General features: G+C 64.6%; 14 protein-coding genes. 4 read left to right on the top strand and 10 right to left on the bottom strand.

The annotated features are described in order from the left end of the window. Window positions 1–15: 15 nt before the first annotated feature. Window positions 16–1,305: an adenylosuccinate synthase gene (locus AC1RRJ_RS02570; protein ID WP_493120146.1), complete on the bottom strand. Its 1,290-nt coding sequence runs from the start codon at window positions 1,303–1,305 to the stop codon at window positions 16–18. Between the two features lie 161 nt (window positions 1,306–1,466). Between AC1RRJ_RS02570 and AC1RRJ_RS02575 the strand changes: the two genes are divergently transcribed. Beyond that, window positions 1,467–1,844 (top strand): DOPA 4,5-dioxygenase family protein, encoded by a 378-nt coding sequence (locus AC1RRJ_RS02575; protein ID WP_493120147.1) that lies wholly within the window; start codon window positions 1,467–1,469, stop codon window positions 1,842–1,844. A 35-nt stretch (window positions 1,845–1,879) separates the two neighbouring features. Here the strand turns inward: AC1RRJ_RS02575 and AC1RRJ_RS02580 are convergent, their stop codons facing one another. The 3 genes from AC1RRJ_RS02580 to AC1RRJ_RS02590 all read right to left on the bottom strand — a co-directional run bounded on the left by AC1RRJ_RS02580 (window position 1,880) and on the right by AC1RRJ_RS02590 (window position 5,958). After that, entirely contained in the window at window positions 1,880–2,995 is a 1,116-nt protein-coding gene (locus AC1RRJ_RS02580; RefSeq protein ID WP_493120148.1) for an ATP phosphoribosyltransferase regulatory subunit, read from the bottom strand. A gap of 141 nt (window positions 2,996–3,136) precedes the next feature. Further along, window positions 3,137–4,723 carry a phosphoglycerate dehydrogenase gene (serA, locus tag AC1RRJ_RS02585; RefSeq protein WP_493120149.1) on the bottom strand — a complete coding sequence of 529 codons (1,587 nt, stop codon included), beginning with the start codon at window positions 4,721–4,723 and terminating at the stop codon, window positions 3,137–3,139. A 107-nt stretch (window positions 4,724–4,830) separates the two neighbouring features. Beyond that, the gene (locus tag AC1RRJ_RS02590) at window positions 4,831–5,958 is read right to left on the bottom strand and encodes a phosphoserine transaminase (RefSeq protein WP_493120150.1); all 1,128 of its coding nucleotides are present in this window, start codon (window positions 5,956–5,958) and stop codon (window positions 4,831–4,833) included. Between the two features lie 172 nt (window positions 5,959–6,130). Here AC1RRJ_RS02590 and AC1RRJ_RS02595 point away from each other — a divergent pair, with 172 nt between their 5' ends. Both AC1RRJ_RS02595 and AC1RRJ_RS02600 read left to right on the top strand, forming a co-directional pair. Beyond that, entirely contained in the window at window positions 6,131–6,832 is a 702-nt protein-coding gene (locus tag AC1RRJ_RS02595) for an extensin family protein (protein WP_493120151.1), read from the top strand. Window positions 6,833–6,869: 37 nt separating this feature from the next. Then, on the top strand, window positions 6,870–7,742 hold the full coding sequence (locus AC1RRJ_RS02600; RefSeq protein WP_493120152.1) for an LOG family protein: 873 nt from the start codon (window positions 6,870–6,872) through the stop codon (window positions 7,740–7,742). A 147-nt stretch (window positions 7,743–7,889) separates the two neighbouring features. Here AC1RRJ_RS02600 and AC1RRJ_RS02605 read toward each other — a convergent pair whose 3' ends face one another. Both AC1RRJ_RS02605 and AC1RRJ_RS02610 read right to left on the bottom strand, forming a co-directional pair. Beyond that, window positions 7,890–8,321 carry a c-type cytochrome gene (locus AC1RRJ_RS02605; RefSeq protein WP_493120153.1) on the bottom strand — a complete coding sequence of 144 codons (432 nt, stop codon included), beginning with the start codon at window positions 8,319–8,321 and terminating at the stop codon, window positions 7,890–7,892. Further along, window positions 8,321–8,968: a c-type cytochrome gene (locus tag AC1RRJ_RS02610; RefSeq protein WP_493120154.1), complete on the bottom strand. Its 648-nt coding sequence runs from the start codon at window positions 8,966–8,968 to the stop codon at window positions 8,321–8,323. The genes AC1RRJ_RS02605 and AC1RRJ_RS02610 overlap by 1 nt, the downstream gene beginning before the upstream one ends. A 180-nt stretch (window positions 8,969–9,148) precedes the next feature. Between AC1RRJ_RS02610 and AC1RRJ_RS02615 the strand changes: the two genes are divergently transcribed. After that, on the top strand, window positions 9,149–10,045 hold the full coding sequence (locus AC1RRJ_RS02615) for a prephenate dehydratase (protein ID WP_493120155.1): 897 nt from the start codon (window positions 9,149–9,151) through the stop codon (window positions 10,043–10,045). Window positions 10,046–10,048: 3 nt separating this feature from the next. Here the strand turns inward: AC1RRJ_RS02615 and AC1RRJ_RS02620 are convergent, their stop codons facing one another. The 4 genes from AC1RRJ_RS02620 to polA all read right to left on the bottom strand — a co-directional run bounded on the left by AC1RRJ_RS02620 (window position 10,049) and on the right by polA (window position 15,490). Next, window positions 10,049–10,726, bottom strand: coding sequence for a CDP-alcohol phosphatidyltransferase family protein (locus tag AC1RRJ_RS02620; RefSeq protein WP_493120156.1), 678 nt, complete (start codon window positions 10,724–10,726; stop codon window positions 10,049–10,051). Between the two features lie 108 nt (window positions 10,727–10,834). Next, window positions 10,835–12,100, bottom strand: a complete 1,266-nt coding sequence (locus AC1RRJ_RS02625; RefSeq protein ID WP_493120157.1) for a hypothetical protein — start codon at window positions 12,098–12,100, stop codon at window positions 10,835–10,837. Between the two features lie 76 nt (window positions 12,101–12,176). Further along, the gene (locus tag AC1RRJ_RS02630) at window positions 12,177–12,680 is read right to left on the bottom strand and encodes a hypothetical protein (RefSeq protein WP_493120159.1); all 504 of its coding nucleotides are present in this window, start codon (window positions 12,678–12,680) and stop codon (window positions 12,177–12,179) included. Next, on the bottom strand, window positions 12,677–15,490 hold the full coding sequence (polA, locus tag AC1RRJ_RS02635) for a DNA polymerase I (RefSeq protein WP_493120160.1): 2,814 nt from the start codon (window positions 15,488–15,490) through the stop codon (window positions 12,677–12,679). The genes AC1RRJ_RS02630 and polA overlap by 4 nt, the downstream gene beginning before the upstream one ends. Between the last annotated feature and the right edge of the window lie 30 nt (window positions 15,491–15,520).

Raw genomic sequence — 15,520 nt, forward strand, 5'->3', positions numbered from 1 at the left:
GGGAGGATCGGAAGATTAGTCGCTGAACGGGTCGCGGATCAGGATCGTGTCTTCGCGTTCGGGGCTGGTCGACACGAGCGCGATCGGGGTTTCGATCAGTTCCTGGACGCGCTGGATATATTTGATCGCCTGTGCGGGCAGGTCGGCATAGCTGCGCGCGCCGGCGGTCGTTTCCTGCCAGCCGTCCATTTCCTCGTAAATCGGCTCGACCTCGGCCTGATCGGCCGAATGGGCGGGGAAATAGTCGAGGATCTTGCCGCGCAGACGATAGCCGGTGCAGATGCGGATGGTTTCGAAACCGTCGAGCACGTCGAGCTTGGTGAGCGCGATGCCGGTGACGCCCGATACCGCGCAGCTCTGGCGCACCAGCACGGCATCGAACCAGCCGCAACGGCGCTTGCGCCCGGTGACGGTGCCGAATTCATGGCCGCGCTCGCCGAGCTTCTGGCCGATGTCATCTTCGAGTTCGGTGGGGAAGGGGCCGCTGCCGACGCGCGTCGTGTACGCCTTGGCGATGCCGAGCACGAAACCGACCGCGCCGGGGCCGAGACCCGAACCGCTCGCGGCGGTGCCGCTGACGGTGTTCGAGCTGGTGACGAAGGGATAGGTGCCGTGATCGACGTCGAGCAGCACGCCTTGCGCGCCCTCGAACAGGATGCGTGCGCCGGCCTTGCGGACCTTCTTCAGGCGCTTCCAGACGGGCTGGGCATATTCGAGCACATAGTCGGCGATTTCGGTGAGGTCGGCGATCAGGCGTTCGCGGTCGATCGGCGGCTCGCCGAAACCGGCGCGCAGCGCGTCGTGATGCGCGGTCAGGCGGTCGAGTTGCGGCTCGAGCTTGTCGAGGTGGGCGAGGTCGCAGACGCGAATCGCGCGGCGGCCGACCTTGTCTTCATAGGCAGGGCCGATGCCGCGCCCGGTGGTGCCGATCTTGCCGGCGCCCGCAGCGGTTTCGCGCAGCGCGTCAAGGTCGCGGTGGAAGGGAAGGATCAGCGCGCAATTGTCGGCAATCGCGAAATTCTCGGGATTGATGGCAACGCCCTGACCGCGCAGCTTGGTGATCTCGTCGCGCAGCGCCCACGGGTCGAGGACGACGCCATTGCCGATGATCGACAATGTGCCGGTGACGATGCCCGAGGGGAGCAGCGAGAGTTTGTAAACCTGTTCGCCGACGACCAGCGTATGGCCGGCGTTGTGGCCGCCCTGGAAACGGACGACGGCGTCGGCGCGGCTCGCGAGCCAGTCGACAATCTTGCCCTTGCCCTCGTCGCCCCATTGCGACCCGATGACGGTAACATTTGCCATGACAATGTCCTGCTGTGCGGGGCCCAAAAGCAACAAGCGCGGCCCGGCGCGGCCTTAGCGGATTTGGCCGAAGAGGCAAGCACAGTGGCACGAATGGGCGACATTTCTGCGCTGCACGGTTATGAGCGACGGCATATTCGGATCGCACAAGGATGGTTGAAATGGTCGAATCGGACGCACCCTATCATGCGCATATCTATTATGCGGCAGACGAGCGGTCCGCCGCTGCGGCGCTGCGCGAGGCGTTTGGGGAGGATGGCGCGATTCTCTTTGTCGGGGCGATGACCGACGGGGCGGCGGGGCCGCATCCGATCGCGCAATATGAGGTGCATTTCCTGGGACAGAGCGTCCCGGCGGTGGTCGCGGCGATTGAGGCGACGGGGCTGCGCGCGCTGGTCCATCCGCTGACCGACGATGATCTTGCCGACCACACGACACTGGCGCACTGGATTGGCGAGCCGGTGGAGCTGGACGTGACCGTGCTCGATCCGCCCGGGGTCAATCAGGGTGTGCCGCGGTTCGGGATTTCGGATTTTTAGGCTGCCGTTCCCCGGCGAAAGCCGGGGGACAGTGTTTACGTCTCGACTGGCCCGTCAGGCCCAAGCCGATAGCCGCAACCCAAGGCGCGAGCCGCATCTGCATCCGACAGCGCCGCGACCGTCTGCCACCCGTCGGCGCGCAGGCTCGCCGCGAGTGTCGTGTCATGGTCGAGCGGCAGGAAAATCCGGCGTTCGGCGTCGTCTTCGGCGCCCAACCCTTCGTCGATCAGCGGATCGGGATAGAGCGAGAAGCCGACTGCTGCCTCTTCATGTGCCTCGCCGACCGGAATCGCATAGCCGCCGCCGCGGCCAATCGCGTCGCCCTGTCCGGGAACGAAAATCTGGAAGCCGAACCAGCTTTGATAGGCGAAGCCGTGCCGTTCGGTAGGGTCGAGCGTCAGCGTGACACGGCCGCGCACGGGTGCGGCGATGGCTTCGAGTGCGTCGATGCGGCTCGTTAAAACGCCGGTGGTATCGAACGCCCGCAGATCGGCGATTGCCTGATCGAAGGGGCCGGTGGCGCGGAGCAGCGGCAGATAGGCCTCTGCGCCCAGTCGCGCGAGCGCGCCGGCGTCCTTGGCGTCGAGTTCGTCGCGCAGCTCGTCGATATTCGCCGCGACCGGCAGCGGGCCGCTGGCGAGCAGGTCGACGACGTCGGGCAAGGTGAAGTCGAGTGTCACCGGGCCGATGCCCGCGGCCTCGAGCGCGTCGATCGCGACGCTGACGATTTCGCGCGCCGCGGTGACGCTGTCGCTGCCGATCAGTTCGGCGCCGACTTGCAGCATTTCGCGCGCAGGGCGGAGCTGGCTGGCGCGCAGCTTGACGACCTGGCCGGCGTAGCAAAGGCGCAACGGACGCGGGGCGTGCGCGAGCAGCGAGGTGGCGATGCGGCCAACCTGCCGCGTGATGTCGGGACGCAGCGCCAGTGTGCGCTGCGATACCGGGTCGGTGAAGCGGAGGAGGTCGCGCGAGGCGCGCTCGTCATTGCCGCCCAGCGTCTCGCGAAACTCGGCGAGCGGCGGCGATACCCGGCCATAGCCATGCGCGCGCATCGCGTCGACGAGCGCGCGGGTGACGCGCGACGCGGCCTCCGCCTGTTGGGGGAGGCGGTCGCGCAGACCTTCGGGGAGCAGAGCAGGGGCCTTGGTCATGGGTGCGGCCTTAGGCGGGTCGAGGGGAGTCAACAATCCTGAATTCCGTTCGCATCGAGCGAAGTCGAGATGCCGTTAGGGCGGGCACCGACGATGGGTGTCTCGACTTCGCTCGACACGAACGGGAATTTGAAGAGGGTTTTAGAACTTCAAACCCTTGACCGTCTTCACGCCGGGCAGCTGGCACAGCTGCCACAGAAGCGGCTCGGGCATGGCCGAATCGAGCGACAGCAGCAGCACCGCTTCGCCGCCCGCATCGCGGCGGCCAAGGTGGAAGGTGCCGATGTTAAGCCCGGCATCGCCCAGCGTCGTGCCGATGCGGCCGATGAAGCCCGGGGCATCTTCGTTGACGATATAGAGCATGTCGCCGTCGAGATCGGCCTCGACCTTGATGCCGAACATTTCGACGAGGCGCGGATCGCCGTTGCTGAACAGCGTGCCCGCGACCGAACGATCGCCCTGGCTGGTGGCGACGGTGACGCGGATCAGCGTGTGGTAGTCGCCCTCGCGGTCGTGGCGCACTTCGCGCACATCAAGCCCGCGTTCGCGCGCCAGATGCGGCGCGTTGACCATGTTCACGCTGTCCGAATAGCGACGCATCAGGCCGGTGAGCACCGCGGCGGTGATCGGCTTGAGGTTCAGTTCGGCGGCGGCGCCCTCGGCCTCGATCGAGATGGTGGTGAGGTTGTCGTGCGCAAGCTGGCCGATCAGGCTGCCGAGCTTTTCGGCGAGCGCCATATAGGGACGCAGCTTCGGAGCTTCTTCGGCCGACAGGCTGGGGACGTTGAGCGCGTTGGTGATGCCGCCGGTGAGCAGATAATCCGACAGCTGTTCGGCAACCTGAATGGCGACATTGACCTGCGCTTCGTCGGTCGACGCGCCAAGGTGCGGGGTGCAGATGAAGTTCGGGGTGCTGAACAGCGGATGGTCGGCCGACGGCGGCTCGGTCGCGAACACGTCGAGGGCGGCGCCCGCGACATGGCCCGAATCGAGCGCATCCTTCAGCGCCGCTTCGTCGATCAACCCGCCGCGCGCGCAGTTGATGATGCGCACGCCCTTCTTGGTCTTGGCGAGATTCTCGGCCGACAGGATGTTGCGCGTCTGGTCGGTCAGCGGGGTGTGCAGCGTGATGAAGTCGGCGCGGCTCAGCAGGCCGTCGAGGTCGACCTTTTCGACGCCGAGTTCGATCGCGCGTTCGGGGGTCAGGAAGGGGTCGAAGGCGACGACCTTCATCCGCAGGCCGAGCGCGCGTTCGGCGACGATGCTGCCGATATTGCCGCAACCGATCAGGCCGAGCGTCTTCGAGGTCAGCTCGACGCCCATGAAATCATTCTTCGGCCATTTGCCCGCCTGGGTAAGCGTGTTGGCTTCGGGAATCTGGCGTGCGAGGGCAAACATCATCGCGACGGCATGTTCGGCGGTGGTGATGCTGTTGCCGAAAGGCGTGTTCATCACGATGACGCCCTTCTTCGACGCCTCCGGAATGTCGACATTGTCGACACCGATGCCGGCGCGGCCGACGACCTTGAGGTTCGTCGCGGCGGCGAGGACGTCGGCGGTGACCTTGGTGGCCGAGCGGATGGCGAGGCCGTCATACTGGCCGATCATCGCGATCAGCTCTTCCTTGGTCTTGCCGGTGATTTCGTCGACCTGAATGCCACGTTCCTTGAAGATCGCGGCGGCTTTGGGGTCCATTTTGTCGGAAATGAGAACTTTGGGTGCGGTCATTTCGATATTCCTTCTTTCCTGTCATTCCCGCGAAAGCGGGAACCCAGGGTGGGATCAGTCCATGCGCGCTCTGGGTCCCCGCTTTCGCGGGGATGACAGAGGGTGGGTTAGGCGGTGAGGCTGGCGTAGGCCCAGTCGAGCCACGGGCCGAGTGCTTCGACGTCGGCCGTATCGACCGTCGCGCCGCACCAGATGCGGAGACCCGCAGGGGCGTCGCGATAGCCCGCGATGTCGAACGCGGCGCCTTCCTTCTCGAGCAGCCCCGCGAATTTCTTGATGAAATCCGCGTCGGCACCGGCAACTGACAGGCAGACCGAAGTCTTCGAGCGGCTGGCGGGATCGGCGGCGAGATGGTCGAGCCAGTCGCGGTCGGCGACGATCTTGTCGAGCGCGGCGGCATTCGCATCGCTGCGTGCCTTCAAGCCCTCAAGGCCACCAATCGACTTTGCCCATTCGAGCGCGAAGATCGCGTCTTCGACCGCGAGCATCGACGGGGTGTTGATCGTCTCGCCCTTGAACACGCCTTCGGTTAGCGCGCCCTTCGAAACGAGGCGGAACACCTTCGGCAGCGGCCAGGCGGGGGTGTAGGTTTCGAGGCGTTCGACTGCGCGGGGGCCGAGGATCAGCACGCCATGGCCGCCTTCGCCGCCGAGCACTTTCTGCCAGCTGAAGGTTGCGACGTCGATCTTGTCCCACGGCAGGTCGTAAGCGAACACCGCGCTGGTCGCGTCGGCGAAGCACAGGCCTTCGCGGTCGTCGGCGATCCAGTCGCCGTTCGGGACGCGCACGCCGCTGGTGGTGCCGTTCCAGGTGAAGAGAACGTCGTTCGACCAGTCGACCTGCGTCAGATCGGGGAGCTGGCCATAATCGGCGCGGATGACCGTCGGGTCGAGCTTCAACTGCTTCGCGGCATCGGTGACCCAACCCTCACCGAAGCTCTCCCAAGCGAGCGTCGTGACGGGGCGGGCGCCGAGCATCGTCCACATTGCCATTTCAAAGGCGCCGGTGTCGGAGCCCGGAACGATGCCGATGCGGTGGGTGTCGGGAAGCTGGAGCATTTCGCGCATCAGGTCGATGCTAAGCTGCAGACGCGTCTTGCCGATCTTCGCACGGTGCGAGCGGCCGAGGCATTCGGTAGCGAGCTTTTCGGGGGCCCAGCCCGGCGGCTTTGCGCAGGGGCCGGAAGAAAAATGGGGGCGCACAGGGCGCAATTCGGGTGTCGGCACGTCACTCATGTTATTCTCTCCTTGCAGAGAGCTCGCGCGGCGTTGGGACCGCGTGGCCCGTCGCCGCGTTTAGGGAGGCGGGCGCAACTGTCAAACAAATTGCTCCGGGCGTGTGAAATTTTCGACGAGCCGAGCAATTGGGTTAGTAACTTGTTAACTATATCTGTTGCAGATTGGCGCCATGGCGATCCCCCCGTATCTGAAGCCCCGGATGCTCGTTGCCGCTGCCGCGGCGCTGTCGCTTTCGGCCTGTTTCGGTTCCCCAGACGTTGTGAAGCGCGGCGATTCGAAGCGCCCGGGGGCAAGCGCAGGTACGCGTCCGCAGATTAATGGAACGCCCTCTTTCACCAGCGCTGAAGCAAAACAATGCGCGGTCGATCTGAAACAGGCGGGGGTGCGTTTCACGCCGCTCGCCAATGAGGATCACGGCGGCGGATGCAGTTCGATCGATTCGGTGAAGCTGCTCGATATCGGGACGCCCACCACCAATCTCGGCCCGATGACCTGTCCGCTCGCGCGCAATTTTGCGGCATGGGCTCAATATGCGGTGAAACCCGCGGCCCGGAAGTTTTTCGGAACCGAAGTCGTGAAGATCGAGACGTTCGGCACCTATAGCTGCCGCAACATCTATGGCGGCCGCTCGGGGCGCTTGTCGCAGCACGCGAGTTCGAACGCGATCGACATATCGGGATTCGTCCTCGCCGACGGGCGGCGCATCATGCTTGACGGCGGGTGGAAGGGCGACAAGCCGTCGCAGGATTTCCTGCGCGCGCTGCACACATCGGCGTGCCGGCGGTTCGGAACCGTGCTCGGCCCCGATTATAACGCCGCCCATTATAACCACTTCCACATGGACATGAGCGGCAACGGTTACTGTCGCTGACTTGGCTTTGCGCGCGGAAGGCGCTAGCCATTGGCTAATGACAGAAGACAAACAACCCCATCGTTCGCGTTTCCACAAAGCCAAGGATGACGCGCAGTTCGCCAAGCAGGCGACCACCACCCCGCAGACCGCAAGCGCCGCTTACAAGCTCGCTTTCCAGGACAAGGAGTTCCTGCTGCGCGAGGATTTGCGCCCGGTGCGCTTCCAGCTGGAATTGCTCAAGCCCGAATTGCTGCTCGACGAAGCGAAGATCGAATCGATGCTCGTCATCTATGGTTCGGCGCGCATCCCGGAGCCGGCAGAGGCCGACGCGCTCGAAGCCGCCGCGACCGACGACGCCAGCCGCAACATCGCGCGCCGGTTGCAGGCGAAGGCGAAATATTATGACGAGGCGCGGGCGCTCGCGCGGATAGCGAGCCAGGTGCCGCCCGACAAAAATGGCTGCCGTCACTTCGTCGTCTGCTCAGGCGGCGGTCCGTCGATCATGGAGGCCGCGAATCGCGGCGCCGACGATGTGGGCAAGGAATCGGTCGGGCTCAATATCGTACTGCCGCACGAACAGGCGCCGAACCGCTTCGTGACCCCGGACCTCAGCTTTCAGTTCCACTATTTCGCGCTGCGCAAGATGCACTTCCTGCTCCGCGCCCGCGCTGTTTGCGTTTTCCCGGGCGGGTTCGGGACGTTCGACGAGATGTTCGAACTGCTGACGCTGATCCAGACCGGCAAGATCAAGCCAATTCCGATCGTGCTGTTCGGCGAGGAATTCTGGCGCCGCGTCGTCAATTTCGACGCGCTGGTGGAAGAGGGCGTGGTCAGCGCCCGCGACCTGGGCCTGTTCAAGTTCGTGGAAACCGCCGACGAGGCGTGGAAGATCATTCAGGACTTTTACGCGGCGGCCCTGCCGGAATGAGGATCAAGATCCTCCCTGTCGCGAAGCGATGGGGAGGTGGCAGCGGCGTAGTCGCTGACGGAGGGGTAATGGCGCACCGTTGCTACCCCTCCACCACCGCTTCGCGGCGGTCCCCCTCCCCATTGCTTCGCAACAGGGAGGATAAGATTATTTCTGGGTTTCCAGATACAGGATCAGCGCCTTGCGGTCGGTGGGGTCGATGACACCTGCGAACGCCATGCGCGTTCCGGGAAGCGCCTTCATAGGCTCGCCAACGAAGGCGTCGATTGCGGCGGCATCCCAGACGCCGCCCTTGGCCTTCATCGCGCCCGAATAGGAAAAGCCCGCGTGCGAGGCGACGGGACGGCCGACGACGCCGTGCAAATTGGGGCCGATGCCATTGGCACCGCCTGCGTCGATCGTGTGACACGCGACGCAGCGCCGGAAGATCTGTTCGCCCATCGCGGCGGTCGGCTCGACGGTGGGGGCGGGCGCTTCGACGGCGGCATCACCGCCCGCTGACGAATCAGCGGGCTTATCGCTCTTGCCGCAACCGGCGAGGGCGAAGGCGCCCGCCAGAAGGACGGGCGCGATACGCATTATTTCTTGGCTTCGGCCGGAGCGGGGGCCGCGGCGGCATCGGCTGCCGGAGCAGCAGCGCCTGCGGCGGGAGCTGCGGCAGCGTCGGCCGGAGCGGCTGCAGCGCCAGCGGCCGGAGCGGCTTCGGGGGCGGGCAGCGGCAGGTTCGAACCCTGGCTGTTCAAATAAACGATCAGGTTCGCGCGATCTTCGGGGCTGCTGAGGCCAGCGAACGACATTTTGGTGCCCGGTGCAAACTTACGCGGGCTGGTGAGCCACGCATCCATCTTTTCGAAGTCCCAGCTGCCGCCCATTCCGGCGAGCGCCGCCGAGAAGGCAAAGCCATGTTTGCCGTGGCCGATTTCCTCGCCCAACGTGCCGAAGAGATTCGGACCAATGCCATTGGCGCCGCCCGAATTGATCGTGTGGCATGCGGCGCATTTCGCGAACACCGCTTCGCCCTTCGCCGGATCGGCCGCGGCGAGCAGGTTGGCGATCGGCACGGCGGGCTTGCCGCTGTCGCCGCCGGCTTCGGCGTCTTCGATCGGGAAACCGGGCTTTTCGGGGGCGTGCCCGGCGAAGATCATGCTCGACCCGATCGTCAGGCCCAGTGCGCAAATGCCGGCAAACAAAACCCAGCCAGCAATAGTGTTGTTGCGATTGTCCATGCTCTGCAGCCCCGTGTTCGTTCGCGCCCTTGTCGGGGCGCATGATCTGATTTGGTCGCTCCCTTACTGGGGCGGGCACGGCGGCGCAAGGGGGGGCGCGCCGATGAAACGGCGACCGCCTTGGTTGCGTGGCTGCGCCGGTCCCGCTATGCGCCGCGGCTTGGGCGCGGAAAGGCAGACATGGGCAGTTATACGGCTTCGGCACAGCGATTGGTCGACGAGATGAAGGTGGCGGCTTTGGCCGATCCCGCGCGTGGTCTGGCCTTTCAGGGCGCGCCGGGCGCGAACAGCGATCTTGCCGCGCGCGAATATGATCCGGATTCGCTGCCGCTGCCCTGCTATTCCTTTCAGGACGCGATCGATGCCGTGCGCGAAGGCCGCGTCGACCGCGCGATCATTCCGATCGAGAACAGCCTGCACGGCCGTGTCGCCGACATTCATTTTCTGCTGCCCGAATCCGGCCTGTCGATCGTCGGCGAGCATTTTCTGCGCATCCGTTACGGGCTGATGAGCCGCGATCTCGGACCGGTGACGCGCGCGATGAGCCACGAACAGGCGCTTGGACAATGCCGCAACTGGCTGCGTGCGAATCATATCGCGCCGATCGCGCACAGCGACACCGCGGGTGCCGCGGCGTGGGTCGCCGACAGCGACGAGGTCGGGCTCGCCGCGCTGGCGCCGCCGCACGCCGCCGAAATTTACGGGCTGACCCTGCACGGCACCGGAATGGAGGATGCCGATCATAATATGACGCGCTTCGTCATCCTCGCGCGCGAGCCGCTCGCCGACCTGTCGGCGACCCAAGGGCCGCTGATGACGACATTCATGTTCGAGGTGAAGAATATTCCGGCGGCGCTCTACAAGGCGCTCGGCGGCTTTGCGACGAATGGCGTCAACATGACCAAGCTCGAGAGCTATCAGGTTGCGGGCAGCTTTGCTGCGACCCAATTCTACACCGATATCGTCGGCGCGCCGGGGGACGAAAATATCGACCGCGCGCTCGAAGAACTGGATTTCCAGACCAAATCGCTGCGCCTGCTCGGCACTTATCCGATGGCGCGGGTCCGCGGCGGCTAGGGCTTATTCGCCGCGGCGCGCGAGGATGCGTGCGGTGGCATAGCTCTGGAGAATGAACAACGTCACCAGGATGCTGGCGACGACCAGCGCGAACAGGTCAAAGGCGGAAAAGGGTGTGTACGGCACCATGCCGCTGCCGATGACCGGCATCAGCACGGTCATCGTCATCAGCATCAGCCTGAGTTCGGTCGGTCCGCCGGCCATATAGGACAGGCGGAATTCGCCGACGACCTTCGCCGCAAGGAAGGTGTGGATCGACAGCAGGAAATAGCCGACGACCGCCATCAGCGCGACGTCGAGGCGCATATAGGGGCTGACCCCGATCGCGCCGATCATCAGCAACGTCCCCACCGCATCGACGCTATGGTCGACGAAATAGCCATAGGATGGCCGCTCGATGTGGCGCCAGCGCGCGAGACTGCCGTCCAGCGAATCGCCGAACCAGTTAACGATATAGCCAAGCAGCGAAAGCCCCAGCCATTCGCTGTCGACCCAGCTCAGCACATATCCTGCCGCCACCATCACCGCGCCGGCAAAGCCCAGCGTCGTCAACTGGTCAGGCGTAACCCACGCCGGAAGGCGCGGGCATAGCCAGTTGAGCAGCCGCCGTTCGCCGCGGGCGAGGACATTTTGCTGGATTCGAACGGGCGGCTTGTTGGCGGTGGGGTTGATATTGCTCAAAAAAGGGGCCTTCGTCAGGGCTGTCACAAAGGCGTCAGCCACCTGTCATCGTCCCGCCATAGAAAGAAATGGCGGGACGGGGAAGGGCGCAGCCTTCGGCGCGCCGCGTCAGCGGGCCGGTTTGGCGAGGGTTTCGAAGTTCGTTGCCGGCTTCGCGTCGCGCGTGGTGACCAGATAGTCGAAGCCGAGCAGCAGGAAGCGAGAAAATTCGGGCAGGGCTTGCAGCTTTTGACCCGCCAGATTGTGGCGCAATGCCGTCAGCGGAATCAAGACATGGCCGGTTGCAGGAAGCGCATCGCGCGCGATGCCTGCAGCGTCGAGAATGGGACCGATGACGGTGTCCTCATAGGCGCTTATTTCCGTGAAGCCCTTCGGCGAAGGCGCGATCTGGAGCACCGAGCCCGCCATCGGGATATAGGCGATGTGCAGCGACTTTTTCCCGTTGGCGGCGGCAAGACCCGGGAGCAGCGAACCGAGATCGTAGATCGAGGTCGGCGTCGTACCGCGACCTATATGACCTGCTCCCATCTTCAGCAGGACGCGTGGCGCCGGTACGGGAGCCGAACGGTAGGCGGTCAGGAAATATTCGCGCATCAACCGGGCGCGGTCTTCATTATTTTGCAGATGCTTCCCCGCGAGATTCAGGTGATAGATATCCGCGCTGTCCGTCAAGGCATCGACGATCGCCCGTGCTTCGCGGTCATCGGCGAAATGGCGCTGGAGCGCTGCAAAATCATCCGCGGTGGCGGTCGTCATCAGCATGATCCCGCCGAAATTGCCGTCGGCCAGTGCGACGCGATCCCGGTCGCGCCAGTCGGCGAGCCGTTTGCGCACTGCCTTGTCGCGAGTGCGGGCGCTCAGCATGTCGAGGAGGATGGAGGTTGCGCCCAGAAACTCCTGATCAATGCCCCAAAGCCGATCAGCGCTGGCAAAAGGCGCTGCGAGCGCCGCATCCTCTGCATTGGTCAGAAAGGGAATCGCCCATGGCTGCGTCGCGAGTGCCGCGCCGAGTGCATCCACGCCCCCGCTTTTGAGATGGCCGCTGACCCAGTTTGCCGTGTGGGGTCCTACTTCTGCGGCATGATAGAGCGGGCTACCGGCGGTCGCGTTGGCATCATGGGCGAGCGCCTGTGTCAGTTGCGGCGATCCGGCGAAACCATGGTCTTCGCCCAGCGCGATAAATTGCGCATCCTTCAACTCGCCGCGCAGTCGTTCGCCCCCGGGGCCTGACAGGCCGTCTGCGGAAAACAGGATCGGGAGAATCTCGACCTTCTCGGTCGCCGGCGGCGGGGCAGACTCCGCTTTCGTCGCTACCGGCAAGGACAAGAACATCGCGGCCGTTAGCAGCGATGCGACAAAGGTTTGACGTGACATGGGAGGCTCCTGCTTTTTGGCGAACTGTATCGTCGAAGCAATACGGTCAAGCAAAAAAATATGAGAAGTCCCACTTTTAGTCCTGCCAGGGACCGATTTCGCCAACCTCGCCGATGGTGCGAAAGCGCACGGCGTCATCGAGCCATGCGACCTCCCACATCGGCGCCGGGCGCGCCCATTCGCCGACGACGAACAGCGGCAATTTATTCGCCGCGACAAAGGCGCGATCGTCGGCCGACGGGCCGGGAACGATGGTTTCCGATTTCTGGCGCAGGCGGATGACCGCGAGCGTACCCCGCGGCGGGGGCGGGAGTGACTGGCGCGTGGGCATGCCAATGCTGGTGGCAATCATCGGATAACCATTTTTGTCGCGCGCGAGCAGCAGCAATTTGTCGGCGGTGGCATAGGGGCCGCCCACCGGCTGCCCCGCAATTCTGCGCCCCGCGAGCGCGGCATATTCGCGGATATCGGCGTCGGCGATCGACCCGAGGCTGGGCGCCGGGACTTCGACCTGCGGAAGCGGCTGCACGGCAACGGGATCTGTGGCCAGCGCCGCCATGAGCATCAGCGCGGCGATCAATGCGCTTCGCCCCAGCTCTTGCCGGTGCCGATTTCGACTTCGAGCGGGACCGACAGCTTGAGCGCGGGGCCGGCGGCGCCCGCCATCACAGTGCGGATGATCTCGCTCGCGGCGGCGGCTTTATCCTCGGGAGCCTCGAACACGAGTTCGTCGTGGACCTGAAGCAGCATTTTGACGTCACCGAGCCCCGCGTCGGCGAGCGCTTTCGGCATGCGCGCCATTGCGCGCTTGATCAGGTCGGCGCTGGTGCCCTGAATCGGCGCGTTGATTGCGGCGCGTTCGCTGCCCGCGCGTTCATTCTGGTTCGCCGCCTTGATGCGCGGGAACCAGGTTTTGCGGCCAAACAGCGTCTCGGTATAGCCTTTTGCGCGCACGCCTTCGAGCGTGTCGGTGATATAATCCGAAATGCCGGGGAAGCGTTCGAAATAGCGCGCGATCAGCGCCTGCGCTTCGTCGGGCGTGATCTCGAGCCGTCCCGCGAGGCCCCAGCGCGAAATGCCATAGAGGATCGAGAAATTGACCGTCTTGGCCTTGCCGCGCGTATCGCGATTGCTTTCGCCGAACAATTCGATCGCCGTCGCGCTGTGAATATCCTGCCCTTGCGCGAACGCTTCCTTGAGTTCGGGCACGTCGGCCATATGTGCGGCGAGGCGGAGTTCGATCTGGCTGTAGTCGGCGGCGATCAGCACATGACCGGGCGCGGCGATGAAGGCGTCGCGGATCTGGCGGCCGGTCTCGGTACGGATCGGGATATTCTGCAAATTGGGGTCGGTCGACGACAGTCGCCCCGTCTGTGCACCGACGAGGCTGTAGCTCGTATGGACGCGACCGGTTTTTGCATTGATCTGTTGCTGCAGCGCGTCGGTATAGGTCGATTTGAGCTTGGCGAGCTGGCGCCATTCGAGAATCTTGCGCGCGATCGGCACACCGTCGCGCTCGAGCCGCTCGAGCTCGCTCAGGTCGGTCGACCAGTCGCCAGATTTGCCTTTGCGCCCGCCTTTGAGGCCGAGCTTGTCGAACAGGATTTCGCCGAGTTGCTTGGGGCTGCCGATCGAGAAGGGCTGACCCGCGAGACCGTGAATCTCACCCTCGATGCGCAGCATTTCGGTCGCGAATTCGCCGGACAGTTTCGCAAGATATTCGCGGTCGACCATGATGCCCGCGCGTTCCATCGTCTCGACGATTGCGGCGAGCGGACGGTCGACCATCTCGTACACGCGCGTCCCGCCTTCGATCGGCAGGCGCAATTTCAAGAGCTTCCACAGCCGTAGCGCGACGTCGGCGTCTTCGGCGGCATATTCGGTCGCGCGGTCGAGTTGCACTTCGGCAAAGCTGATCTGCGATTTGCCCGTCCCGCACATTTCCTTGAAGGTCAGGCAGGTGTGATCGAGGTGAAGTTTCGCCAGCTCGTCGAGTCCGTGCTGATGCTTGCCCGCGTCGAGCGCGAAGCTCATCACCAGCGTGTCGTCATAGGGCGCGATCGTGACACCATGCTGCGCGAGCACGCCAATGTCATATTTGAGGTTGTGGCCGACCTTCAGCACCGCATCGTCGGCAAACAGTGCGCCGAGGCGTGAAAGCGCGTCGCCCATCGCGATCTGATCGGGCTTTTCGGCGAACATGTCGGTGCCGCCATGGCCGAGCGGGATATAGCAGGCCTTGCCCGGCGCGGTCGCGAGGCTGACGCCGACGAGGCGGCCGGTGACGCTGTCGAGGCTGGCGGTTTCGGTGTCGACCGCGACGACATGCGCGGCCCTCGCTTCGGCGATCCAGCGTTCGAGCGCGTCGATCGTCGTCACGCACTCGTAGGCCGCACGGTCGATCGCGGGCATTGGCGGCAGCGTCGGGGTCGATGAAGCGTCGGCGGCGGGTGTGGCCGAAGCCGCGCCGTTGCGCGGCAAGGTCGGCGGGCCGCCGGGCGTTGCGCCGGTATCGACCTTCGCCGACAGCGAGCGGAAGCCATGCTCGTCGAGGAAGGCTTTGAGCGGGACAGGCGGGATCGCGCCGAGCTTAAGGTCGTCCAGTGGATCGGGCAGCGGCATGTCGCTTTTCAGCTCGACGAGGACGCGCGACAGCCGGGCCTTATCCTCATGCTCGATCAGGTTTTCGCGCAGCTTGCTGGGCTTCATCGTCGCAGCGGCGGCGAGCACGGCGTCGAGATCGCCATGCTCGACGATCAGCTTGGTTGCGGTCTTGGGGCCGATGCCGGGGACGCCAGGGACATTGTCGGCGCTGTCGCCCATCAGCGCGAGGATGTCGCCGACGAGCTTCGGGCCGACCCCGAATTTCTCTTCGACGCCTGCCTCACCGACGCGGACATTCTTCATCGTGTCGAGCATGTCGACATGCGGGCCATCGGCGGGCTCGCGCACCAGCTGCATCAGGTCCTTGTCGCTCGACACGATCGTCACATCCCAGCCTGCGGCGACCGCAGCCTCGGTATAGCTCGCGATCAGATCGTCGGCCTCGAAACCCTCTTGCTCGATGCACGGCAGCGAAAATGCGCGGGTCGCGTCGCGGATTAGCGGGAATTGGGGAACCAGATCTTCGGGCGCGGGCGGACGGTGCGCCTTGTAATCGGGATAAATATCGTTGCGGAACGACTTGCCGCTATGGTCGAGGATCACCGCCAGATGCGTCGGGCCGTCGGCGTCGTGGAGGTCTTTCGCGAGCTTCCACAGCATCGTCGTATAGCCATAAACCGCGCCAACCGGTGTTCCCTGCGGGTTCGTCAGCGGCGGCAGGCGATGATAGGCGCGGAAGATATAGCCGGAGCCGTCGACGAGGTAGAGATGATTCTTTTGAGACATGGGCGGGATGTAGCAGGGGAGGTGCGGGCG

Source organism: Sphingopyxis sp. GW821-FHT12C06, from assembly GCF_058807415.1.